This window comes from Amycolatopsis sp. MJM2582 (assembly GCF_000754115.1).
Taxonomy (GTDB): Bacteria; Actinomycetota; Actinomycetes; order Mycobacteriales; family Pseudonocardiaceae; genus Amycolatopsis; species Amycolatopsis japonica.
Genome location: NZ_JPLW01000002.1, coordinates 843,806 through 868,466, shown reverse-complemented (window position 1 = coordinate 868,466; position 24,661 = coordinate 843,806). Strand labels below are relative to the sequence as shown.

Genomic DNA, 24,661 nt, shown 5'->3' with positions numbered 1-24,661 from the left:
CCGCTTTTCCTCCGTGTTCCGGCGGGTCAGCCCGCCGCTTCCCTCGTTGCCTTGGCGGCGCTCGCGCGCCGGGTGCGGAAACGGAGTACGTACCCGCCGGTAACCCCGGCGATCGCCAGGGCCAGCAGCCCGTACTCCGTCGTCACACCGAGTAGATCCGACAGCGTAGTCTGCTGCCTCAGCGGTACGCGCCCCACCAGGGAGTCTGCGGTGAACAGGCTGGTGGAGGCCCTGATCGAACCGTCGGGCGCGACGATCGCGCTGACCCCGCTGGTGGCCGAAACGATCACCGCGCGCCCGTGCTCGACCGCCCGCAGCCGCGACATCGCCAGCTGCTGGTAGCTCATCTCCCCCGGCCCGTACCAGGCGTTGTTGGTCGGCACGACGAGCAGTTCCGCGCCGTCGGCGACCGATTCGCGGGCCGGGTAGTCGAACGCGGTCTCGTAGCAGATGAAGACGCCGACCTTGGTGCCCGCGACCGACAGCGCGGCGTTGGCGCCGTCACCCGGTGTCATGTTCGCCACGCTGTCGACGAACGGCGTCACCAGCTTCGCGACCTCGCGGGCCGGGACGTATTCGCCGAACGGGACCAGCTGCTGCTTGGCGTAGCGCTGACCGGGGCCGCTCGCCGGATCCCAGACCAGCGCGGAGTTCTGGGCGGTGCCGTCGGGCAGCCGCACCAGCGCGCCGATGATCGCCTGCGTGCCGTAGTCGCGGACCATCCGGTCGACACCGGCGTCCCCGGTGCGCATGGCCATCGCGGTCTCGGGCCACACCAGCAGATCGACCTTGGTGTTGCTCGCCTTCAGCTTCTCCAGCAGGCGGGCACTCTCGGCGAGGTGGTTGCTCCGCAGTTCGTCGCGACGGCCTTCCAGCGCCAGGCCGATGTCCGGCGCGTTGCCCTGCACCGTGGCGACGGTGAGTTCGCCGTTCTGCGCCTCGGTGCCGATCGTCGGCCATACCGCGAGACCCGCCACGACCGGCACCAGCGTCACCGCGGCAGCGGCCACGAGGGAACGCCGCGGATCGGCGCCCCTCAGCCGCAGGCACAGCGCCGCGAGCCCGAAACCGGTCGCCACGACGGCGAGACCGACCAGCGGTGCGCCGCCGATCGAGGCGAGTGACACGAAGGCGCCCTCGGGCTGGCTGAACGCCACCCGGCCCCACGGGAAGCCGCCGAACGGGAACCAGGCCCGCGGGGTCTCCAGCGCGATGATCACCAACGCGGCCCACAGCGGTCCGAGCGGAAGCCGCCACACCACGGTGGCGAACGCCCCGCCGAAACCGAGGTACACCGACAGCGCCATCGACAGCGCGATCCACGGCCACGGCCCGAAATCCGGGCCGAGGAAGTCCAGCAGCCACGTCAGCAGCGGCAGGAAGAACCCCATCCCGAACACGAACGCGTACCCGAACGCGCCCCGGAACCTGCGTCCGTGCACCACGAGCGCGAAGCCGGTGAACGCCAGCGGCGCGAGCCACCACAGCGGACGCGGCGCGAAACTGAGGTACAGCGTGAAACCCGACGCCGCGGCGACGAGGAAACGCAGGAGCCAGGCGCGGGAGAACCGCTTCCGGGGCGCCGCTTCGGGGTCCGGATCGGTCACGGTCGAGGACACCCCTGAACCCTAGGCCGTGCGGGTGAACACATCGTGGATGACCTCTCCGCCGCGGACCGTGCGCAGGCACCGGGGCAGCGTCGCCCCCTCGGCCAGGTTCGGCAGCGGGGGCACCCCCGCGCGCGGGTCGGTCGACCAGCGCTGCACCCGCGAGTCCGGCGTCGCGACGACGAGATCCTCGGCGTCCCAGATCGCGTAGTGCGCGGGAGCGCCCGGGACGAGGCTGCCGGTGACGCCGTCGTTCACCCCGGCGGCGCGATGTCCCGCGCGGGTGTGGGCGGTGAAGGACGCGCGAGCGGACAGCCCCGAGCCCGGCGTGCGGTGATAAGTCCCGGCGCGGACGGTGGCCCACGGGTCGACAGGCGTGACGGGAGCGTCGGAGCCGAAGGCGAGTAGGAGTCCTTCGGCGGCCATGGCGGCGAAGGGGTTGAGCTTCGGAGCCCGTTCGCCGCCGAGACGGTCGACGTACATGCCGTGCTCGCCGCCCCATTCCGCGTCGAACTGCGGCTGGACCGACGCGACGACGCCCCAGCCGGCGAGTTCCTTCGCCTGGCCGGCGTCGATCATCTCGACGTGCTCGAGCCGGTGGTGGCGGGCGGCCAGCGCTCGACGGCCGACGGTTTTCTCCGCGCGCCGGAATCCCTCGACGACCTCGGCCACGGCGGCGTCGCCGATGACGTGGAAACCGGCCTGTAGTTCGGCCTCGGTGCAGGCTGCGACGTGTTCGGCGATGGCGGCGGCGTCGAGGTAGAGCGTTCCGGTGGTGCCGTGGGCGTCGGCGTACGGCTCGTGCAGCGCGGCCGTGCGGGAGCCGAGTGCACCGTCGACGAACAGGTCGCCCGCGACTCCCCTGGCGCCGAGCGCGCGGGCGGTGTCGACTCCGCCGCGCTCACCCCAGTAGCCGACTACCTCCGGTAGCCCGGGCTCGGACGCGAGCGCGAGCAGGTCGGTGAGGTCTTCCGCACCGGAGATGTCCGGGCCCGCGCATTCGTGGACGCTCACGACACCGCGTGCGGCGGCTTCGGCGAGGAACGCACGCTGGGCCTCGCGGCGCTGCCGCGGGGTGATCGCGTCGCGCATCGCGGCCCGCACCAGGTGGTGGGCGTCGCGGGTCAGCGGTCCGTCGGCCGACCAGCCCGGCGCCTCGTGCACACCGGCGGCCAGCGCGACGAGCGCGCTGGAGACGAGCGCCGAATGGACGTCGACCCGGCTCAAGTACACCGGAGCGCCGTTCGCGGCCTCGTCGATCTCGGCGCGGCTGGGCAGCCTGCCGTCGCTCCAGCGGGATTCGTCCCAGCCGTGCGCGACCAGCACCTGGCCGGGCCGGACGGCGTCGCGGACCGCGGCCAGGAGTTCGCCCGCGCCGCGGACGTTCGCGAGGTTCAGGCCGGTGAGGTGCAGGCCGGTCGCGGTGGCGTGGACGTGCGCGTCGACGAAGGCCGGGGCGACGAAGGCGCCGTCGAGGTCGACCGGTTCGGCGTCGGGATGCAGTGCTTTGGCCGGGCCGTCCTGTCCCACCCAGACCACGATGCCGTCGGTGATCGCCATGGCGGTGGCGTCGGGAGCCGAGGGGCTGTAGATGCGCCCGCCGAGCAGGAGCGTCGTTCGCGCGTTCGTCACCCTCCTGAGTTTGCAGCGTGCGGAAGCCCACGTGACCGGCGGGTCGGCAAGATTTCGACACACCACGCAGGACAGGAATATTTACGTCTTCCGAACGATGTGACAGGATATTTTCACGCGTTTCCGACGACGAGGAGTACAAGTGACTGCGATCCAGGAACCGACCTCGCCGGTGGCCGCCTACGATCAGCCCTACGACTACACCCGGGTCGAACTGATCGAACCCGACTGGCGCCGCTTCCCCGGCTGGCACGACGTGACCGAGGCAGAGTGGCGCGACGCGCAGTGGCAGCGAGTGCACTGCATCCGTAACGCCAAGCAGCTGCGTGCCCTGATGGGCGATCAGCTCGAGGAGCGCTTCTACGAGGACATGCTCGCCGACCAGCGCGAGATGGCCACGATGTCGATGCTCCTGCCGCCGCAGATGATCAACACGATGGCGCCCAACGCGGGCACCGACCCGGCGAAGGTGACCGAGGCCTGGTACGCCGACCCGATCCGCCGCTACATGCTCCCGGTGCGCAGCGACCGCGACACCGAGTGGCCGAGCCACCCGCACTCCGAGCGGGATTCGCTGCACGAGGCGGAGATGTGGGTCGTGGAGGGGCTGACCCACCGATACCCCACCAAGGTCCTCGCCGAGATGATCTCCACCTGCCCCCAGTACTGCGGGCACTGCACCCGGATGGACCTGGTCGGCAACTCCACCGAACAGGTCGAGAAGCACAAGCTCTCGCTCAAACCGGTCGATCGCCAGGACGCGATGATCGAGTACCTGAAGAAGACCCCCGGCGTCCGTGACGTCGTGGTCTCCGGCGGAGACGTCGCGAACGTGCCGTGGCCGCAGCTGGAATCGTTCCTGATGCGGCTGATGGACATCGACACCGTCCGCGACATCCGGCTCGCCACCAAGGCGCTCGCCGCCCTGCCGCAGCACTGGATCCAGCCGAAGGTCGTCGAAGGCCTCGAACGCGTCGCCGGCACCGCACAGCGCCGCGGCGTCAACCTCGCGATCCACACCCACGTCAACCACGCCCAGTCGGTGACCCCGCTGGTCGCGGAAGCCGCCAGGACCGCGCTCGACGTCGGCGTCCGCGACGTGCGCAACCAGGGCGTGCTGATGAAGGGCGTGAACGCGACTCCGGCCGACCTGCTGGACCTGTGCTTCGCGCTGCAGGGCGAGGCGAACATCCTGCCGTACTACTTCTACATGTGCGACATGATCCCGAACGCCGAGCACTGGCGGGTTTCCGTGCACGAGGCCCAGGAACTGCAGCACGCGATCATGGGCTACCTGCCTGGCTACGCGACCCCGCGGATCGTCTGCGACGTGCCGTACGTCGGGAAGCGCTGGGTCCACCAGCTCGCCGAATACGACCGTGAGCTGGGCATCTCGTACTGGACCAAGAACTACCGCACCGGGATCGAGCACGAGGACCCGGAAGCCTTGCAGCGTCGGTACCCGTACTACGACCCGATCTCGACGCTGCCCGAGGCCGGCCAGAAATGGTGGGCCAGCCAGCACGGCTGACTTCTACATTTTCCTAGATGAAACCGGTGGTCCCGAACCGTCGTTCGGGACCACCGGCAACGGCAAGCCGTAGACAAATCAGACAACGCCTCGCACGTGAAGACCGACTGGCTTTCAGCCGGACACGCCCGGTCTGCAGGTTGGCTAAGTACAACTGAGACATCTCATGCCCTGAGCAGCGCAGACGTCGCCAGCATGGGTCGACGTTGACTCCAACTTGCCCCAGAGATCCTGCTTGGCCATGCGCTGGTAGAGCCACCGAGAGATATCGGACACCTGCACCCAACTCCGTGCGGCCTACGGGTTAGATCTTCAGTTGTGACAACCTAAGGAGGACAGGTGTCACTGCGACCGATCGCGAAACAGCCCGGGAACGGACGAGAAGATCCAGAGTAGACTTCCAAGCCGAACGACGAAGAATTGGTTGCAGCGCGAATCAACGCTCTGAAAGCCGTCCCACAGCCGCACCGACGACATTAGGCTCGGCGACGAGGCTGGTGACGCGACCGGGGGCCGTGGGTCCCCGGTCATATTCTTGATCGTTGCGGAAGTCAGCCGAGACGTTTCGGGCCCCCGACAGGGATTCGGTCGAGCCGGAGATGGTTACGGACTTTCCAGGGGCAGTATGGGTTTGCCGTCAAGCGTTGCTTCGTTGAAGACGGCGTCGCTGGCGAAAGTGGTCGAGTTGAACTCGGCGTTGTGAGTAAAGGTGGCACCGGTAAAGTTGGCGTTGCCATTGAAGACTGCATTGTTGAATTTTCCTCCGCTGGCGAAGGCAGCGTCTGTGAATAGGGCACTGTGTTCGAAGGTGGTCTCGTTGAATATGGCGTACTCGGCGAAGGATGCTCTGCGAAACAAGGCTTTTCTGGCGAAGACTGTCTCGTCGAATACGGCGATTCCATTGAAGTTGGCTTCCTCGAACCGAGCGATGCGACTGAAGGTCGCTTTGAAGAACGTGGCGGTGTCGGTGAAGTCTGCCATGTCGAATACGGCGTGGTCGATGAAGGCTGCCTGGTAGAACACAGCGACTCCAGTGAAAGTGGCGTAGCGAAAGGTGCTGCTTCCGATACGCGCCTCGACCAGGTCGAAATCGATGAGTTTGGCGCCGGTGAGGTCGAGGTCACGTTCACCCCAGTAAGGCTCGCCGCGGTCGGGCTTAAGATGGCCGGTCAGAATGCGCTGCGCGGTGAGCCGGACTTCGCGTTCCTGGACGAGGGCGCGGTGTTGCTCGCGTTGATCGGTGTCGGCGTCGTCGGGCAAGGGTTCGGGGAGTTCGTAGGGCATGCGGAGGTAGGCACAGAGGACGTTGACGATGGTCTGCCGCTGGGATTCGTTGTCCTGGGCGAGGCGCTCGAGCGCGTAGAGGCCGCCGAGCCGAACTGGGGCCTTGTCCGAGCCGAGCTGCTCGACGGCCTTGGTGTAGAGCTCGGTGATCCGGCGAGCCGCGGCGTCGGCGCGGGCGTCGGAGGCGACCTGTTCCTGGTGAGCGAGTGTGTTCGCGGCAGTGCGTTCGGCCAGCTCGTGTGCCTCATACTTGGCCAAGAGGTCGAGTTCGGTTGAGCGCTGGCGCCGGATGCCCAGCCATAGGACCAGCACGCCGCCGAGGCCAACGCCGAGGGTGCCACCGGTGCGAATCACCTCGAGCTTCGTACTATCGATGCCGATGCCGAGCATCAACCACACCGCACCGACCGCGACCAGCAACATCACCGGAATCCCCAAGGTGATCACCCAGCCCGGGATCGGCCGCAACACTGGCCGCACCTCACACGTCGTCGTCAGCGTCACCGACCCCGGGCCAGCTTCGGCAGACCGTCGCACCGGCGACGTCAGGCCCAGCGGCAGACTGCTGGCGGCCGGGGGCCGCGGGTCGTCGGTCATGACCATCATCTTCGCGGAACGTAGCGGGAACGTTTCGACTGGCCGCTGCAGTGAGTTCTTGCCGTCGTGCGAGCGGTTCGTCGATCGAGGCCTGTGAGCCACGGGGCTCAGCGCCTGCGGTGCGTCGCTGGGCATCGACCGCGGTGCATGCCTACTGTCGGTTCATGGCTGCAGCAAACAAGGATCAGTGGGTCAAGCATGTCGTTGAGGGTATGGCGCTCGGCGTCCTCGCGGCCGGAGTCGAGGCGTTGACCAGTACAAAGATGGCCTTGGAGCTGAGCTTCAACCAGGCGTGGCGACGATGGTCTCCCGCGGCGGCTTCTCGAGCTTGCTCGGCGGAGATCCGGGCAACTTGTTCTGGAGAGGCCTTCACCGATCAGCCGGGCGCCTGTGGGCCACGGCTGCCGGGGAGAACGACCGCCGCTGGGTCCGACCGTACTTATATGAAGGATGATCGCTCGACGAACTCGACGACTGCCTGGAGGACTTCGCCGACGACCGCGCCACGGTTAGCGACTGGCGCGAGTTCGGGCGCCTGTACGTGGAACGGTTCGAGCCGGACGAGAAGATCCTCGTCGACGAAAGTTGATCGTGTTGTAGGTGTGACCAGGGCTTGCGCCGTCCCGGTGCAACGGGAGCAGCTCGGCGGCAAGCCCTGGTCACACTCGTGATCGACTCGAACTGGCGAAGTTGTAAGCGATCCGAGAAACTATGGAATTTTGTTACCGGGATAGCCAGGCGGCAGGTCGTCGACGGCGTTGTGCAGGTGACGGGTGCATCCAGGCAACGCCCTACACCAAACTTCGCTCAGTGCGACATGATCCCCAACGCCGAGCACTGGCGGGTTTCCGTGCACGAGGCGCAGGACCTGCAGCACGCGATCATGGGCTACCTGCCCGGCTACGCGAGCTCGGGATTTCCTACTGGACCAAGAACTACCGGACCGGGATCGAGCACGAGGACCCGGAAGCCTTGCAGCGTCGGTACCCGTACTACGACCCGATCTCGACGCTGCCCGAAGCAGGCCAGCGCTGGTGGCGCGAGCAGCCTCCGATGGCCTGACCGGCCAGTTCATCAGGTAAGTCCCGGAGGGGGCGTTCAGGCTCATACGAGCTTGAACGCCCCCTTTGCTTCGCTGAACGTCGAGCGGTTCACGCGAACGAGTGAAAGCTCGTCGGGCTCTGTGCGGCTGCGAGGACTATGGGCGGCATCTTTGGCCGAGTGACGTGATCTGCGGAGGTTTCGTGTCGCCCGATGCACTGCATCGCACGGTTCTGGTCGTGGACGTGGAGCGGTTCAGCGGCCGGAAGAACCCGGAACAGAGGAACGTGCGCAGCGCCCTCTATGCGGCCCTGGCTCATGCGCTCGGCTCGCACTGGAACACCTGCCATCGTGAAGACCGGGGCGACGGTGTGCTTCTTCTGGCGCCGGCGGAGGTTCCGAAGCGGCTGTTCGTCGAGCAGGTGCCCGGTCGCCTGGTGAAGGCGTTGAACAGGCACAACCGGGCGCACGGGACCGGCGAGCAGATCCGGCTGAGGATGGCGGTGCACGCCGGGGAGGTTCTGCTCGACGCGCACGGCGCGACCGGCGTCGCGATCAACCACACGTTCCGGTTGCTCGACGCGTCGCCACTGAAAGACGCCCTCGCCGGGTCGGCCGGCGTGCTCGCGGTCATCACCTCCGACTGGCTGTTCCGTGAAGTTGTCTGGCACAGCGCCGCCGACGAGACCCGCTATCGGCCCAAACGCATCCGGGTCAAGGAAACGGAGACACTGGGGTGGATCTGCCTGCCGGACGACCCGTACCCGCCCGACGTCAGCCAGGCGGAGTGGCCGGAGGACGTCTGCCCCTATCCGGGTCTGCGTGCGTTCCAACCTGACCAAGCGCGGTGGTTCTTCGGCCGCGAGGCGACCTTGTCGGTGTTGATGGACAAGATCGATCACCGCGGCGGGCCGGTCTTCGTCGTCGCACCGTCCGGTGCCGGCAAGTCGTCGCTGCTTCGAGCGGGCGTGACGACCGCGGTGGCCGACAGTGGACGCCCGTGGCTGTTGCTCACCCCGGCGAAGAAGCCCTGCGAAACACTGGCACAGCAGGTCGCGCGGCTCATCGATGACAGCGTGGATGCCGTGCTCTCGGCGGTCGGATCCGATCCCGCTCTCCTGGCGAGCATGCTGCCTGACGGGACCGTCGTCGTGGTGGACCAGTTCGAAGAGGTGTTCACCCTGTGCGCCGGCGAGGCGGAGCGGCGGCGTTTCATCGCCGCGCTGATCGCGATGCGTGCCGTTCTCGGGGTGCGGGGCGACTTCTACGACCACTGCCTCGCCGACGATCAGCTCGCGAAGTTCCTGCCGGCAAGCCAGTTCAACCTCCAGGCGATGACTCCGGCCGGGTTGCGAGCGGCCATCGAGCGGCCGGCTCGGCAAATCGGCGTCGACGTGGAGCCGAGCCTGGTCGAGGTCCTCCTGCACGAGGCCGGGACGGATGCGGGCGGGCTCCCCCTGCTGGCCCACGCGTTGGCCGTCACCTGGCAGCGGCGCACGGGCGACAAGCTGACCTTGGCGGATTACGACCGGACCGGCCGGATCGAAGGCGCGATCGCGGCTACCGCGGACGAGGCCTACGCGCGTTGCTCCACTGCCGAGCAGCGCGTGATCTTCCAGCACATCCTCATGCACTTGGTCGTGGTCAGGCACGACGCGCCGCCTGCCAGACGGCGCGCGGATCCGGCCGACCTCGTCAAGGGTTTCGACGCACCGCGGACCGCCGAGACGGTTCTCGGCTGGCTGATCGAGAAACGTCTGGTCATGCTGGACGACAACGCCGTCGAGCTTTCGCACGAAGTGTTGCTGCGGGCGTGGCCGCGGCTCGGCACCTGGATCGAGACGGGCCGCAACGATCAGGTCATTCGGCAGCAGTTGATCGAGGCCGCCGAACAATGGGAGCGAGAAGGGAAACCGGTCGGATCGCTGTATCGCGGCGATCGGCTGGCCGTCGCGAGAGGGTGGCAGTCCAGAAGTGAGCACCGCGCCGCCCTCACGCCGCTCGGAGCGGCCTTCCTCGACGCGTCGACCCGGCACGAGAGCCGACGGACAAGAGTCCGTCGAACCGCGGTCGCCATGCTGGCCGTTCTCGGCCTCGTCGCGTCCGCTGCCGCCGTCTACGCCTTCCGGCAACGCGACATCGCCCACGAACAACGTGACGCCGCGATCTTCAACAAGGTCACCGCCGAGGCGAACCAGATACGAGCCATAGACGTGTCGCTCGCGGCCCAGCTCGATCTCGTCGCCCACCGGATGCGCCCGGCCGATCCGGACACGGGCACCCACTTGATCGTCGACGCGAACGCGCCGTTGTCTGCCATGGTGCCCTCGGGCAGCAAGGGCGCCGGTGTCGTGGCGTACAGCCCCGACAAGCGAACGCTGGCCACCGGCAGCGGCAGCGGTGACAGACTCGTGCGGTTGTGGAACGTCGCTGATCCGGCCCGCCCGGTGCTGCTGAACGAAACCATCAGTCACGGCGAAGCGACCCGCGCGCTCGCGTTCAGCCCGGACGGACGCACTCTGGGTACCGGCGGCGCCGACAACACGGTGCGGCTGTGGAACGTCACCGACCCCGCCCGCCCTGCGGCGCTCGGCCCGCCGATCACGGGGCACACCAAGACGATCCGGTCGCTGGCGTTCAGTCCTGACGGGCGGACGCTGGCCAGCGCGGGCGACGATCGGACCGTCCGGCTGTGGAACGTCACCGACCCCGTTCGGCACACGGGACTCGGCCCGCCGATGGCCGGGCACACCGACACCGTCTACTCCGTGGCGTTCAGTCCTGATGGCCGGACGCTGGCCACCGGCAGCGATGACCGGACAGTGCGACTGTGGGACATCGCCGCGCCGGACCGGGCCGGACCCTTCGGGCCACCGATGACCGGACACACCGGGGCCATTCATTCGGTGGCGTTCGGTCCCGATGGGCGGACGCTGGCCAGTGCGAGCAACGACCGGACGGTGCGGCTGTGGAACGTCACCGACCCGGCGCGCCCGGTGGTACTGGGCCGGCCGATCACGGGGCATGCCGGCGCGATCTGGTCGGCGGCGTTCAGTCCTGATGGCCGAACGCTGGCGACCGGCGGCGACGACTACACCGTGCGGCTGTGGGACGTCGCCGATCCCGGCCACCCCACGCCCATCGGCGCGCCGATCACCGGGCACGCCGACGGCGTCCGATCGATGGCATTCAGCCCGGACGGCCGCGTGCTGGCCAGCGCCAGTGGCGACCGGGCGGTAAGGCTGTGGAACATCCCCGACACCGTCCTGACCGGACATACGAGCGAAGTCAAAGCGTTGGCGTTCAGCCCGGACGGGCGCGTCCTCGCTACCGGCGGTGGCGACCGGACCGTCCGGTTGTGGACGACGGCCGATCGGCGGCAACTGGGCGGACCGCTCACCGGCCACCAGGGCGACATCAACGCCTTGGCATTCAGTCCGGACGGCCGCGTCCTGGCCACGGGCGGCGGCGACCGGACCGTGCGGCTGTGGGACGTCGCCGATCCAGCCCACCCCACACCCATCGGCGCACCGATCACCGGGCACGCCGACGGCGTCCGATCGATGGCGTTCAGCCCGGACGGCCGCATTTTGGTCACCGGCGGCGATGTGAAGGACGAGAACGCCGCGCGGTTGTGGGACGTCGCCGACCCGGCCAAACCCGTTCCGCTGGCCAGAATCGTGATCGGACCGGACGCCAACGCCTTGGCGGTGGCAATCAGCCCGGACGGAAGAACCCTGGCGACGGGCACCGAATACAGCGACGTCGCGGTGTGGTTGTGGAACATTTCCGATCCGGCCAGGCCCACGTTGCTGACCGGCCCCCTCAAAGGGCACCAGGACGACATCCGCCGGGTCGCGTTCAGCCCGGATGGGCGGACCTTGGCCAGCGGCAGCGACGACGAGCAGGTGCGGCTGTGGGACGTCACCGATCCGGCGCACGCCACACCGCTCGGCGAACCCCTTGCCGGCCACACCAACCCCGTCTCGGGGGTGGCGTTCAGCCCGGATGGACAGACGCTGGCCAGCAGCAGCAGCGACAACACCGTGCGGCTCTGGCGGACAACCGACCGGACGCCGGCGGGTCAGCCGCTCACCGGGCACCAGGCCGACGTCGACACGGTGGCGTTCAGCCCCGATGGCGCCACCCTCGCCACCGGCGGCCGTGACCACACCGTGCGGCTGTGGGACATGACCGTGCCCCGGGCCATCCACAGCATCTGTGCCATCACGGGAAACACCCTCACTCGCGAGATGTGGGACGAGTTCGTGTCGGCTGAGCTGCCGTACAGCCCGCCGTGTTCCTGAGCAGGTTTCGGCCTGTTCGACTCCCGCGTGCTCAGCGCGCCGGACGACGGCTCGCGGCGACGGTCAGCTGCAGGGTCACCTTCGAGCCGACCATGAGCCGGGTGGCGAGGTTCTCGTTCACACCCCAGTGGAGGCGGTTGAGCGAAACAGCGCCGGTGAAGCCGGTCCGGACACCGTCCGGGCCCGGCCTGGCGTCGACCAGTTCGACGGCGATGCGGACCGGTTTCGTGACGCCTCGGATGGTCAGGTCACCGGCGACCTCGAACCCGCTGCCGCCGACGTGCCGGACGGCGGTCGAGACGAAGGTGATGACCGGATGTCCTGCCACGTCGAAGAAAGCGGTGCGCAGATGGTCGTCGCGCTTCTCGTTGCCCGTGTCGATGCTCGCGGCCTTGACGGTGAGCCGGACGCTGGACCTGGCCGGATCGTCGCCGTCGAAGTGGGCGCCGCCCTCGAATTCGTCGAAATGGCCCGGCACCCGGCTTCCCATGGTGTGCCGGGCGATGAAGGCGAGCGTCGTACCGGCGGCGTCGAGCGAGTAGTCGCCGGTCAGTTCGCTGAGCGGGGTCACGGTCGTCATGCTGGGGCTCCTGACGGGATGAGGGAAAGCGTTCTCGGTACTACGACGAAACCGCCCCGCCGGATGTGAGCCGGGTGGGCCGCCGAAATCTCGGCGGAGCCTCCCTCGGGGTGACGAGCGTGTGCTGAGTCCTCCGCCGCACGCCTGCGGAGGACTGACCGGCACCCCGCTGCCGTCCCGGTCAGTCCTCCGAGCGCGTCCCGTCGGCGACGGTGTTGTACCGCGCCGCGAGCTCGGTCCGCGAGCGGATGCCGAGCTTCGCGTAGATGCGGGTCAGGTGGTACTGGACGGTTTTGCTGGACAGGAACAGCTCCGCGGCGACCTCTTTGTTCGACTTCCCTCGTGCCACCAGCCGGGTGACGGCGTCCTCCTGGGGAGTCAACGTCGCGTCCGAGCGGGCGAGGTGGACGCCGCCCGCCTTCAGTTCCCGGTCGCAGCGCTCCACGTAGGTCGTCGCGCCCATCGCCGCGAAGCCGTCACGAGCCGCGGTGAGCACGACGTCGGCGCGGGCCCGGCGCCCGAGTCTGCGCAGCGTCTGGCCGTAGGTGAAGTTGATCCGTGCCTGGTCGTAGCGCAACGGCACGGTGCCGATCAGGTCGAGGGCTTCGTCGAACGAAGTGGTCGCGGCGGCGACGTCGCCCTGGGCGCCGTGGAGGCGGCCACGGGCCGCGGCGAGGCGGGCGCGTGACGACACGTGTTCGCGTTTGAGTGCCAGTTTTTCGTGCGGGACAAGGAATTCGTCGGCTTCTTCGAGCCTGCCGAGCAGGACGAGCGCGTGCGCGTACATATCCTGCCATGGCCAGTGGCCGGGCTCGTCGGCACTGGACGTGGGCGCCGGACGGGTCAACGGGTACAGCGCCCGCAGCACCCCGGCGGAATCCGCGCGAGCCTCGGCGACCTGCGCTCGCGCGAGCTGGCCCGGGATCCGCATGATCGGGTAATCGCTCGCGTCGGTGGCGCACTGCAGCAGGACGGCCTCCGCCGCCTCCCAGTCACCACGCAGCGCGTGGACGGCCGCGGCCGTCCACGACACCAAAGGGCCGGTGAGCAGAATCCCGGACCGTTCCTGCAATTCCAGGGCGTCGCGCACGGTGGTGAGCGCGCCGTCGAACTCGCCGGTGAGGAATTGGGTGCGAGCCAGCCACGCCCGTGCCCACAAGGAGATCCGCGCCGAACCACCGAGATAGCTGGTCGGCACGGAGCTTTCGAGATCGACGCGGGCGTCGTCGACCCGGTCGGTCAACAGGTTGAGCCAGCCACGCGCCAGCATCGCGCGCTGGGCCTGGGCGCCGTGGCGCAGGCGGCCGGTGAGTTGCTCGTAGTCGCGTCGCGCCTGCTTCGCGCGGCCGATGGCGGCCAAACCGAGACCACGGATCGCGGCCGCCTCCACCGCCGGGGGCGTGTCGGCACCGGCGAGTTCGATGGCGTTGTCGGCCCAGCGCACGAGTTCGCGGCCGTCGTACCGCGCGAGCGCGTCGAGCACATAACGCTGGCAGATGAGAGCCGCGATCTCCGGATCACGCTCCGCGTTGACGATCTCCCAAGCCCGGCGCAGCCGGGTGCCCGCCTCGGTGGCGCGGCCGCGGACCACGGCCAGATAACCGAGGACCGCGTCCCGCAGCGGGGTTTCGCGGATCCCTTCGACTTCCGGGACCAACGCCGCCGCGCGGAAGACGTCGCCCGCCCCGATCAGCGCGTCGACGGCCCGGGTGATCCGTGCCTGCTGCAGCTGGGGATCCTCGGTGAGCCGGCCGGCGTCACTGAGCAAGGTGGCGGCCGTGCCCCAGGCTCCTTCGGCGGCCCGTTCCCCGGCGAGGTCGTCGAGACGGGCCGCGACCTCCGCGTCCGGCACGGGGCTGGCGGCCACCAGCAACCGCAGCGACCGGACCGGATCGGTGACCAGATCCGCCGCCCGGCGCTGCAGTCCGGCGCGCCGGGCCGGGCCGAGACCGGTCAAGACGGCGGCCCGCACCATCGGGTCGGGCGGGCCGACCTTGGTGAGCCCGCGCGGTGCGAGCCGGACCAGCCCGGCACCGGCGGCTTCGTCCAGCGGTCCGAGCGGATCGCCCTCCAGTCCGGCGAGCGCGAGCACGTCCTGGACCGGCGTATCGGTGCCGAGTACCGCGGCCGCCTCGGCGAACCGGCGTGCCGTGGGCGAGCACTTCGCGAGGCTTTCGCGGATACGGGCGTCGACGGTGGCCGGGGCGGGCAACGTCGGTTCGAACTGGGTCCAGGTCGCCTTGGGCAGTTCGGTCAGCAGTTCCACCACGGGTTTCGGCCTGCCGAGGCTGTGGCGCGTCAGCCGTTCGGCCATCGAGGGGTGGAGCGCGACGCCATAGGACGCGGCCAGTTCGCTGATCTGCGCGGCGTCCAGCGGCGGGGTCCGCGGCCGGTCGTCCGCGATGCGCGGCAGCAGATCGAGGACCGAGGCGGCGGCCCGCGAGTCGCCGATGGTGGAGGTCGCCAGGATCCGGAGCCGCGCTTCCGGGTGATGACGTAGGACGGAGGCCAACGTCTGCAACGACGCCTCATCGGCGAGCTGCGCGTCGTCGATGACCAGGAGCGTGCCGGGGATTAGCCGTTCGACGAGCCGGGCCGCGGTGCCGAGAGGCTCGGACGTCGGCAACCCGGGGAACGCCTGGGTCAGGAGGGCATACGCCTGGCAGGATTCCCAAGCCGCGGCGGTCGTCCGGTGCGTCGGGCCCTGGTGTCGCCGCGCGAGATGCGCGGCGATCGCGGACGTGCCGATCCCGGGTGGACCGGCGAGCAGCACAAGCCGGTTGTGGCCGGTCTGGAGGTCTTTCTCCAGACCGGCCACGAGTTCCGCTCGCCCGATCAGCGACTCCGCGGCTCTGGTCACGTCCACCTCGTCTCGTGGTGAACCGAGCCTAAGCCGGATGCGGGCTCCCGGCCGCCGATGCGACCACGGGCACCTCGTCGTCGGCGTGGCGTGAACCGGGCACCAGCAGGGTCACCGCGGCCGCGGCGGCGGCGATGGCGGCGAAGATGTAGAACGCCGTGGTGCCGCCCAGCCCCGCGCCGACGAGCACCCCGCCGATCACCGGCCCGACGATGCCGCCGAGCCTGCCGAAACCCGCGCACCACGCGACGCCGGCCGCGCGGGCCCTGGTCGGGTAGTAGTTGGACACCAGACCGTAGATGAGCACCTGGGTGCCGATCGTGCCGACGCCGGCCACCGCGACGGCCAGGAGCAGCACCCCCAGCGGAAGGCTCAATGGCAGCAGCGCGAGGGTGCCGGCGGCCAGGACGAACGTCGTGGCGACCACACGTTTGGCCCCGGCACGGTCGGCCCACAGCGAGGCCGCCATGCCGCCCACGATGGCGCCGAGGTTCAGCACGAGCAGGAACGTCAGCGAATAGCCCTTGCCGTAACCGTTGTCGGCCATGATCTTCGGCAGCCAGGTGTTGAGCCCGTAGGTCAGCAGGAGCCCGGCGAAGCTCATCAGGCCCAGCAGCAGCGTGGGCCACGCCAGCGTCCTGGTCGCAAGCGCGGGGAAGCCCACCCGGGCCGGCTCGCCCTGGTCGCTCCGGCCGTGGGAGGCGAGCCATTTGGGTGATTCGGGCAGTTTCACCGCGGCCAGCGGCAAAACGAGCACGATGGGCAGCGCGCCGATCCAGAACAGGCCACGCCAGCCGATCGTGTCGGTCAGCACGAGCGCAAGCAACGCGGCCAGCACACCACCGGCGGGCACGCCGCTGTAGACGATCGCGCTGAGCCGGTTGCGTCGTCCCGGTGGCGCGAATTCCGCGACCATGGCCCCGACCGTCGCGACCAGCGCCCCCACCCCGATACCGGTGACGAAGCGGCCGAGCCCGAACGCGGTGACGCTCTGGGTCAGTGCGGTGAGCCCCATCCCGATCGAGAACCACGCGAGGTTGATGAGCATGATCCTGCGGCGCCCGATCCGGTCGCCGAGGCCGCCCGCGGCCAGCGCGCCCACGAGAACACCGACGAGGGCGTAGCTGCCGAGCGCGCCTGCCTGGCTGGGCGTGATCGTCCCGAGCTGGCCGGGGTCGGCGAGCAGCGTCGGCAGGACGGTGCCGTACACGACGAGGTCGTACCCGTCGAACACGAGCGCGATCGCCGAGAGGGCGACCACCCAGGACACGGTGCGCCGCTGCGTCGTCGCATCGGTTTCGGACATGAGGACTCCCGGAATGGGTCGGATAGGGACGGAAAGCGAGGTGTCAGCCGAGGTCGCCGCCGGCGACCGGCAGGACGGTGCCGGTGATGTAGGACGCCTCGTCGGAGGCGAGGAACGCGATCGCCGCGGCCTGTTCGTCGAGCGTGCCGTAGCGCTTCATGAGCGACGTGCCGATGGTCTGGTCGATATGCGCCTGGAACCAGGCCTGTTCCTGTTCGGTCTCCAGCGCCGAGCCGCCGCGGGAGATCCGGCGGGCCGGAGCCTCGGTCCCGCCAGGCGCGACCGCGACCACCCGGATCCCGGCGTCGGCACATTCGAAGGCGAGGGACGCGGTGATGGCGTTGACCCCGCCCTTGGCCGCCGAGTACGGGATGCGGTGCACCCCGCGTGTCGCCGCCGACGACACGTTGACGATCACGCCGTGGCCCTGCGCCGTCATCGACGGCAGCGCGGCCCGGCAGGAGAACAAGGTGGTCGTCAGCGAGCGCCGGATCTCGGTCTCGATCTCGGCCGGGGAGAACTCGGTGAAGGGTTTGAACCAGATCGCTCCCCCGACGTTGTTGACGAGGACGTCGATCCGGCCGAACCGGGCGAGCGCCACCTCGACGACGGCCTGCGCCCCTTCCCACGTCTCCAGGTCGGCGAGCACCGGCATCGCGTCTCCGGGGAGTTCGTCGGCCAGTCCGCCGACCAGATCCGACCGGTCGGCCAGTACGACCGATCCGCCCTCGGCGGCGATCCGCCGCGCGGTGTGCTCGCCGATCCCCTGAGCGGCGCCGGTGACGACGACGACCTTGCCCGCGAACCGGCCGGGCGTGACGAAACGCGGCCGCTTGGCCTCGTCGACGTCGGCCATGGCCCGCCGGGTCGTGATCTTCGACCGGTCGGCGTGTTCGGCCACCAGCCGCCGCGCGGTGGCGCGATCCCCCGCTTCGAACGCGGAGACGATGTCGAGATGGTCCTGGGTGCAGCGCGGATGACACCAGGTCGCGTTGCGCAGTGTCGTTTCCATGTGGCCTTTGACGCCGAGCGCGCGGTAGGCCTGCAGGAGATGCTCGTTGCCGGTGAGGGTGAACAGGTAGTCGTGGAACGCGGCGTTGGTCTCGGTGTAGGCGGCCGCGTCGAGGAACCGGTCACCGTCCACATAGGGCACGGTCGATTCGGCCAGCAGCCGGTAACCGGCGAGCTGCCCGGAGTTGAGCCTGCCGATGGTGATCTCCAGCGCCCCCAGTTCAAGGGCTTGGCGCGCCTCGAACACCGCGTCCGACTCGTGCACGGAGGGATGCTCTTCACCGATCTCGTAGTGACCCGGGGCGGACTGAGCCGGGAGCATCTCTTGTCCCGCGATCCTGCGCGCGATCGCGCTTTCCTCCTCCGCCGAGCGCGCCACACCACCGTTGAGCGGCGCGACGGTGGCCGCCGGGAAAAGGTTCTGGCCGGCGAGGTCCCGGCTCGCACCGGGTTGCTCCACCGCCGGATCGGCTTCGTCCGCGACCACCGGTTCGGACTCGACCGGTTCGAGGGTGCCCGCGGCGAGGGCGAACTTCTCGTAATAGAAGCCGGTCGGTTCGAAACCGTCGTCGGAGAAATGCTTCCGCACGGCCTCGACCATCGGCGGCGGCCCGCACAGGTAGACCGCGACGTCGCCTTCGTACAGGTGCTCGTCGCGGATCAGCTTGGTGACGTAGCCCTTGTTCGGGGCCGTGCTGCCGGGATCGGCGACGCAGTGATCCCACGTGAAGCTCTCGACCTGGGCGGCCAGATCGCGCAGGGTCTCGACTTCGACGAGGTCGTCGTCGGTCGAGACGCCGTAGATCAGATGGGCGGGCCGGGTGGAGCCGGCGGCTCGCATCGTGCGCAGGATGGACAGGATCGGCGCCAGTCCGGTCCCGCCCGCCAGCAGCAGCACGGGGCGTTCGGTCTCGCGCAGGAAGAAACTGCCGTGCGGGCCGGTGAACGTCAGCTCGTCGCCGGGTTTCGCGCGGCCGGTCAGGTAATCCGACATGACGCCGCCGGGCGTGAGCTTGACCAGGAACGTGAGGTACTTGTCGTCGGGGCCGTTGCTGAAGGAGTACGAGCGGCTCTCTTCCGTGCCGGGCACGGCGATGTTGACGTACTGGCCGGGCAGGAAGGCCAGCTTGTCCCGCTCCGGCGTCTCCAGGGTGACGGCCACCGTGGTGGGCGAAAGCCGCTCCAAGCCGGTGATGGTGGCCGTGTAGGTCGCCGCCTCGGTCTTCGCGACCGCCGACGTGCTCGCGATCCGCAGCACCAGGTCCGACTTCGGCTTCATGCTGCACGGCAGGACGTAACCGCGTTCGGCCTCGTCCTCGGTGAGCGCGTCGTCGATGTAGGTACCGCCGTCGAAATCGCCGGACTCGCAGAACGCCTTGCACGTCCCGCAGGCGCCGTCGCGGCAGTCCAGCGGGATGTTGACGCGCTGTCGGTAGGACGCGTCCGCGACGGTCTGGTCCTCCGCGCACGTGATGAACCGCGTGACCCCGTCCTCGAAGGACAGTGCGACCTGGTGGGCCATGACCGTTCTCCGCTCAGAAGTGGTAGACGTCGACGACGTGGTGGATGTAGTCGTTCTTCAGCACCACGGTCTTCCGGCGGATCAGGGGCGACGGGCCGGAGAAGTCGATGGTGTAGAAGGAGGTCCCGTAGTACGGATCCACCGTCTTGTACCGGAAGTACATGGTGTGCCAGTTGAACCGGACGTCCACGACGTCACCGCTGCGCTCGATCACCTCGACGTTGGTGATGTTGTGGCTGGTCCGCGGTTCCGGGATCGACGTCGCGCTGGACCGTTCGGTGCGGATGCGGAACACCCGGTCCTCCAGCCCACCCTTGTCCGGGTAGTAGATGAGCGAGATCGAGGTCTCCGGGTCTTCGGTGAGCAGGTCGTCGTCGCCCCAGGACGGCATCCAGTACACGACGTCGTCGGCGTAGCACTCGAGCCATTTCTCGAACTCGCGGTCGTCGAGGTAGCGCGCTTCGCGGTAGAGGAACTGTTCGATGTCGTGCTGGGTGACGGTCTTCGCGGTGGTGGCGGTCATCGGGTTCCCCTCAGGCGGTTTCGGCTCGTTCGGCGGCGATGGCGGCCTGCATGGTCTTGCGCCAGTAGCCGTGCTGGACCGGGTAGAGGCCTTCGTCCTCGTTCTTCTTGCCCGCGGAGATGACGCCCTTCATGTCGAGGGCTTCGGCGACCTCGTCGGGGCCGGTGAGCCAGTGCTGGGCGCCGCGGCTCATGTCGTTCCACGGCGCGGCGGTGGCGCGGAAGGTGAGCTGGCAGGAGCGGAACTCCTCCAGGTCGTCCGGGGTGGCCATCCCGGAGGCGTTGAAGAAGTCCTCGTACTGACGGATCCGCCAAGCGCGTGCTTCCGCGCTCTCGCCCTTCGGCGCGATGCAGTAGATCGTCACCTCGGTCTTGTCCGGCGCGATCGGCCGGAAATGCCGGATCTGCGTGGAGAACTGGTCCATCAGGTACACGTTCGGGTACAGGCAGAGATTCCGGGAGCCGCGGACCATGAATTCGCCCTTGGCGTCGCCGAACTTCTCCTTCAGCTCGTCCATCCGGCTCCACAGTGGACGGTCCTGCGGATTGGCGGCCCAGGTCCACAGGCAGAGATGCCCGTTCGGATACGACCAGTACCCGCCGCCGGACTTGCCCCAGCTGCCCGCGTCGAGGGTCTTGGTGCTGTTCTTGGACTCTCCGGTGTTCCGGCGGGCGGTGGTGGCCGCGTAGTTCCAGTGCGTCGCGGTGACGTGGTAGCCGTCGGCGCCGTTCTCCGCCTGCACCTTCCAGTTTCCGTCGTAGGTGTAGGTCGACGAACCGCGCAGCACCTCCAGCCCGTCGGGCGACTGGTCCACGAGCATGTCGATGACCTTCGTCGTGTCTCCGAGATGGTCTTCCAGCGACGAGACGTCCGGGTTGAGGCTCGCGAACAGGAAGCCGCGGTAGGAATCGAACCGGGCGACCTTGGTCATGTCGTGGGAACCGCCGGAATCGAAGCTGTCCGGATAGCCGGCGCCGTCGGGATCCTTGACCTTGAGCAGCTTGCCGTCGTTGCGGAAGGTCCAGCCGTGGAACGGGCAGGTGAGGGTCGTCCGGTTGTCGGTCTTGCGGCGGCAGATCATCGCGCCGCGGTGGGCGCAGGCGTTGATCAGGCAATGCGGTTCGCCGTTCTTGTCCCGGGTGATCACCACCGGCTGGCGGCCGATGTAGGTGGTGAAGTAGTCGCCGGGGTTCGGCAGCTGGCTCTCGTGGGCGAGGTAGATCCAGTTGCCCTCGAATATGTGCTTCATCTCGAGTTCGAAGACCTCTTCGTCGGTGAAGATCCGCCGGTTGGCGCGGTAGACGCCGGCTTCGGGGTCTTCGACGACGGCATCGGCGACGACGGCGGAAACGTGCTCCAGCATCTCGGTCATGGATCCTCCAGCGGCGCGGATCGGCCGGCGGCGACTCGTGTCGCCGGGCATGACCAAGAACCCTGACAGGCGGTGCCGCCGGTCACACCGGACATCTGCCTAGATCTGACCTAGGGTGCTATTGATAATCGCTGTTTATCAATAGACCGCAATAAAGTCTTTGTCTTCGATGATTTTGCTTCCTACCGTGAACGCATCGGCGACAGAGGCAGGGAGGAGACGTCTCATGGAGCTTCGTCACCTGCGTTACTTCGTCACCGTCGCCGAGACATGTCACTTCGGCCGGGCGGCCGAGCAGTTGCACGTCGCGCAGCCCGCGCTCTCGCACACCATCCGGCAATTAGAGGACGAACTGGGTGTCGTCCTGCTGGCCCGGACCACCCGGCAGGTCCGGGTGACGTCGGCGGGCGAGTTCTTCCTCGCCGAAGCGCGGCGCGTGCTCGCGGGGCTGGACGTGGGTGTCCGCGGGGTCCGGCGCATCGGCGAAGGCAAGCTGGGCCTGCTCCGGGTCGGGTTCACCGGCACGGCGGCGTTCTCCCATCTGCCGCATCTGGCCAGGGCGCTCGCGCGGCGGGTGCCACAGGTGGAGCTCGAGATCCGCGCCGATCTGCTGACCGCCGAGCAGTGCGAACGCCTGCGCACGGGCACGCTGGGGATCGGGGTGCTCCGTCCGCCGGTCACCGGGGACGACATCGACTTCCGGGTGATCGAGAGCGAACCGCTGATCCTCGCCGTCCCGGCCGACCACCGGCTGGCCGTCGAGCCCCTCGTCGCGATGGCGGATCTGCGGACCGAACCGCTCGTGACCTACGACAGGCGCAACTCGGTCGTGTACGAAGCCGTCGCGCGCAGCTGCCGCGAGGCCGGGATCACGCCCCATCAGCTGCACGAAGCCTCCGGAACCGCGGTCCTGCTGGCGCTGGTCGCCGGCGGGCTGGGCGTCGGCGTGGTCCCCGCCTCGGCCCGCGCCCTCCCCCTGGCCGGTGTCGTGTTCCGCGATCTCGCCGGAGCGGCGACCGTGGAGCTGGCGCTGGCCTGGCACCGCGAGACCCCGTCCCCGCTCGTCAAGACCGTCCTAGACGCGCTCGAGGACGTCTTTCCATCCGTCGCACCGTCCACAGGGGGCACCTGATGAAGATCACCCGAGTCGAGGCGATCCCGTTCGCCATCCCGTACCGAAAGCCGTTGAAGTTCGCTTCGGGAGAGGTGCACGTCGCCGAGCACGTCCTCGTGCGGGTGCACGCCGACAACGGCATCGTCGGCGTGGCCGAAGCACCCCCGCGGCCGTTCACCTACGGCGAGACCCAGGCGGGCATCGTCGCGGTGATCGACTCCCTGTTCGCCCCGCAGATCGTCGGCCTCAGCCTGCTCGACCGCGAAACGGTGCACACCCGGCTCGCCCGCACGGTCGGCAACCCGACCGCGAAATCCGCCATCGACATGGCCATCTGGGACGCGCTCGGCCGCAGCCTCGACGTGTCGGTGACCGAACTGCTCGGCGGCTACACCGATCGCATGCGTGTGTCCCACATGCTCGGCTTCGACGAGCCGTCCGCGATGGTCGCCGAAGCCGAGAAGATGCGCGACACCCACGGCATCAGCACCTTCAAGGTCAAGGTCGGCCGCCGTCCCGTGTCGCTCGACACCGCCGTCGTGCGCGCGCTGCGGGAGCATTTCGGCGACGGCGTCGACCTCTACATCGACGGCAACCGCGGCTGGACCGCCGCCGAATCCGCCCGTGCGATGCGGGAGATGGCCGACCTCGACCTCCTCTTCGCCGAGGAACTGTGCCCGGCCGACGACGTTCTCGGCAGGCGCTGGCTCGTGGGGCAGATCGGCGTTCCGTTCATCGCCGACGAATCCGCGGTGACGCCGGCCGACGTCACCCGTGAGGTGCTCGGCGGCTCCGCCACCGCGATCAGCATCAAGACCGCCCGCACCGGCTTCACCCGTTCGCAGCGCACGCATCACCTCGCCGAGGGACTCGGCCTGGAAGTCGTGATGGGCAACCAGATCGACGGCCAGCTCGGCTCGCTGTGCACGGTCGCGTTCGGCTCGGCCTACGAGCTGACGTCCCGTCGTCCCGGCGAGCTGTCGAACTTCCTCGACATGAGCGACGACCTGCTCACCGAGCCGCTGCGCATCACCGACGGCGAACTCACCGTCCGTCCCGGTGCCGGCCTCGGTGCCGAGATCGATCCCGAAAAGCTCCGGCGTTACCGCCAGGACCACTGACGCCCACCACGAATCAAGGAGGATTCATGACCGCCATCCACGAGACGGCCACCGCGGCCGCGTCCGGCGCCAACGCGACCGAACGGTTCAAGAGCGACAAGTTCGCCGGGGTCGCCGGAACGCCCAAGGAACGGGTCAGCCTGCTGGCTCGCGAGGTGCTGGAGGCCGTGCACGGCACGATCCGGAAGCACAAGGTCACCTACGACGAGTACAACGCGCTCAAAGCGTGGCTGATCAGCGTGGGCGAGGACGGCGAGTGGCCGCTGTTCCTCGACGTGTGGGTGGAGCACGTCGTCGAAGAGGTTGCCACCGAGCACCGCGAGGGCAACAAGGGCACCATCGAAGGTCCGTACTACGTGCCCGACGCGCCCGAGCAGGGCGCCCGCGGTTCGGTCCCGATGCGCGAGGACGAGCCCGGTACGCCGCTCGTCTGGACCGGCCGGGTCACCTCGACCGACGGATCCGCGCTCGCGGGAGCGAAGGTCGAGCTGTGGCACGCCGACGCCGACGGCTTCTACTCCCAGTTCGCGCCGAACATCCCGGAGTGGAACCTGCGCGCGAGCTTCACCGCCGATGACGACGGCCGGTTCGAGATCCACACTGTGCGCCCCGCCCCCTACCAGATCCCGACCGACGGCGCCTGCGGCAAGCTCATCGCCGCGGCGGGCTGGCACGCGTGGCGTCCGGCACATCTGCACGTCAAGGTTTCCGCGCCCGGCCACGAACTGCTCACCGCGCAGCTGTACTTCCCCGGCGACGAGCACAACGACGACGACATCGCTTCGGCGGTCAAACCGGAACTGGTGCTGGACCCGCGTCCGTCGGGCGACGGCGAGGCAATCGAGTACGGCTTCGTCCTCGACCCCGAACGTCCCTGACCCGAATGTCCTTTTTGGAGTGATCGATGCTTTACCACGTTCGCATGGACGTTCGCCTGCCGCCGGACCTCGATCCGGCGGAACGGACCGACATCATCGCGCGGGAAAAGGCGTACAGCCAGCGGCTGCAACGCGAAGGTAAGTGGCCGCAGATCTGGCGGATCGCGGGCGAATACGCGAACTTCTCGATCCTCGACGTCGCGGATCACGACGAGCTGCATACACTTTTGTCCGGTTTGCCGTTGTTTCCCTATATGGACATCGAAGTCACACCCTTGGCGGCGCATCCGTCGAAAGTCACGGGCTGACGGTGCCGGACCGGCTGCGGACGGTCACGCGGCGGCCGGATCGGCCCGTTTTCCCCTGTCTCGCAGC

15 protein-coding genes and 1 pseudogene are annotated in these 24,661 nt (G+C 68.7%); 7 read left to right on the top strand and 9 right to left on the bottom strand.

The features are described from left to right. Window positions 1-26 precede the first annotated feature (26 nt). Both lnt and ED92_RS14220 read right to left on the bottom strand, forming a co-directional pair. Complete coding sequence (lnt, locus tag ED92_RS14225) at window positions 27-1,619, bottom strand: apolipoprotein N-acyltransferase (RefSeq protein WP_037337930.1); 1,593 nt, start codon at window positions 1,617-1,619, stop codon at window positions 27-29. A 9-nt stretch (window positions 1,620-1,628) separates the two neighbouring features. Then, window positions 1,629-3,239 (bottom strand): amidohydrolase, encoded by a 1,611-nt coding sequence (locus ED92_RS14220; protein WP_037337927.1) that lies wholly within the window; start codon window positions 3,237-3,239, stop codon window positions 1,629-1,631. Between the two features lie 142 nt (window positions 3,240-3,381). On the opposite strand from ED92_RS14220, the gene ED92_RS14215 reads away from it, so the two are divergent. Then, window positions 3,382-4,770: a KamA family radical SAM protein gene (locus ED92_RS14215; protein ID WP_037337924.1), complete on the top strand. Its 1,389-nt coding sequence runs from the start codon at window positions 3,382-3,384 to the stop codon at window positions 4,768-4,770. A 603-nt stretch (window positions 4,771-5,373) separates the two neighbouring features. On the opposite strand, the gene ED92_RS14210 is transcribed toward ED92_RS14215, so the two are convergent. Then, on the bottom strand, window positions 5,374-6,651 hold the full coding sequence (locus ED92_RS14210) for a pentapeptide repeat-containing protein (RefSeq protein ID WP_152610930.1): 1,278 nt from the start codon (window positions 6,649-6,651) through the stop codon (window positions 5,374-5,376). An 802-nt stretch (window positions 6,652-7,453) separates the two neighbouring features. On the opposite strand from ED92_RS14210, the pseudogene ED92_RS41895 reads away from it, so the two are divergent. After that, a pseudogene (locus ED92_RS41895) lies at window positions 7,454-7,713 on the top strand (lysine 2,3-aminomutase); the annotation flags it as partial. 182 nt (window positions 7,714-7,895) lie between these two features. After that, window positions 7,896-11,999, top strand: coding sequence for a hypothetical protein (locus ED92_RS14200; RefSeq protein ID WP_152610929.1), 4,104 nt, complete (start codon window positions 7,896-7,898; stop codon window positions 11,997-11,999). Window positions 12,000-12,030: 31 nt separating this feature from the next. Here ED92_RS14200 and ED92_RS14195 read toward each other — a convergent pair whose 3' ends face one another. The 6 genes from ED92_RS14195 to benA form a co-directional block, all read right to left on the bottom strand. Next, the gene (locus ED92_RS14195; protein WP_037337918.1) at window positions 12,031-12,579 is read right to left on the bottom strand and encodes a YceI family protein; all 549 of its coding nucleotides are present in this window, start codon (window positions 12,577-12,579) and stop codon (window positions 12,031-12,033) included. A gap of 181 nt (window positions 12,580-12,760) precedes the next feature. Further along, window positions 12,761-15,439, bottom strand: a complete 2,679-nt coding sequence (locus ED92_RS14190) for a LuxR family transcriptional regulator (RefSeq protein ID WP_037339975.1) — start codon at window positions 15,437-15,439, stop codon at window positions 12,761-12,763. A gap of 28 nt (window positions 15,440-15,467) precedes the next feature. Next, complete coding sequence (locus ED92_RS14185) at window positions 15,468-16,745, bottom strand: aromatic acid/H+ symport family MFS transporter (protein ID WP_037337916.1); 1,278 nt, start codon at window positions 16,743-16,745, stop codon at window positions 15,468-15,470. Window positions 16,746-16,788: 43 nt separating this feature from the next. Then, the gene (gene benC / locus ED92_RS43315) at window positions 16,789-19,278 is read right to left on the bottom strand and encodes a benzoate 1,2-dioxygenase electron transfer component BenC (RefSeq protein ID WP_037337914.1); all 2,490 of its coding nucleotides are present in this window, start codon (window positions 19,276-19,278) and stop codon (window positions 16,789-16,791) included. A 13-nt stretch (window positions 19,279-19,291) separates the two neighbouring features. Beyond that, window positions 19,292-19,801 carry a benzoate 1,2-dioxygenase small subunit gene (gene benB / locus ED92_RS14175; RefSeq protein ID WP_037337911.1) on the bottom strand — a complete coding sequence of 170 codons (510 nt, stop codon included), beginning with the start codon at window positions 19,799-19,801 and terminating at the stop codon, window positions 19,292-19,294. Window positions 19,802-19,811: 10 nt separating this feature from the next. Further along, window positions 19,812-21,173 carry a benzoate 1,2-dioxygenase large subunit gene (benA, locus tag ED92_RS14170; protein ID WP_037337908.1) on the bottom strand — a complete coding sequence of 454 codons (1,362 nt, stop codon included), beginning with the start codon at window positions 21,171-21,173 and terminating at the stop codon, window positions 19,812-19,814. A gap of 226 nt (window positions 21,174-21,399) precedes the next feature. Here benA and ED92_RS14165 point away from each other — a divergent pair, with 226 nt between their 5' ends. Genes ED92_RS14165 through catC form a run of 4 tightly spaced genes read left to right on the top strand, consistent with a single transcriptional unit; the run spans window position 21,400 to window position 24,594 of the window. Continuing rightward, on the top strand, window positions 21,400-22,305 hold the full coding sequence (locus ED92_RS14165; RefSeq protein ID WP_037337905.1) for a LysR substrate-binding domain-containing protein: 906 nt from the start codon (window positions 21,400-21,402) through the stop codon (window positions 22,303-22,305). After that, window positions 22,305-23,408 (top strand): mandelate racemase/muconate lactonizing enzyme family protein, encoded by a 1,104-nt coding sequence (locus ED92_RS14160; RefSeq protein ID WP_037337903.1) that lies wholly within the window; start codon window positions 22,305-22,307, stop codon window positions 23,406-23,408. The genes ED92_RS14165 and ED92_RS14160 overlap by 1 nt, the downstream gene beginning before the upstream one ends. Before the next feature lie 26 nt (window positions 23,409-23,434). Next, the gene (gene catA / locus ED92_RS14155) at window positions 23,435-24,286 is read left to right on the top strand and encodes a catechol 1,2-dioxygenase (protein WP_037337901.1); all 852 of its coding nucleotides are present in this window, start codon (window positions 23,435-23,437) and stop codon (window positions 24,284-24,286) included. A gap of 26 nt (window positions 24,287-24,312) precedes the next feature. Next, a complete protein-coding gene (gene catC / locus ED92_RS14150) occupies window positions 24,313-24,594 on the top strand; it encodes a muconolactone Delta-isomerase (RefSeq protein WP_037337899.1) in 282 nt (93 codons plus the stop codon). The last annotated feature ends 67 nt before the right edge of the window (window positions 24,595-24,661 follow it).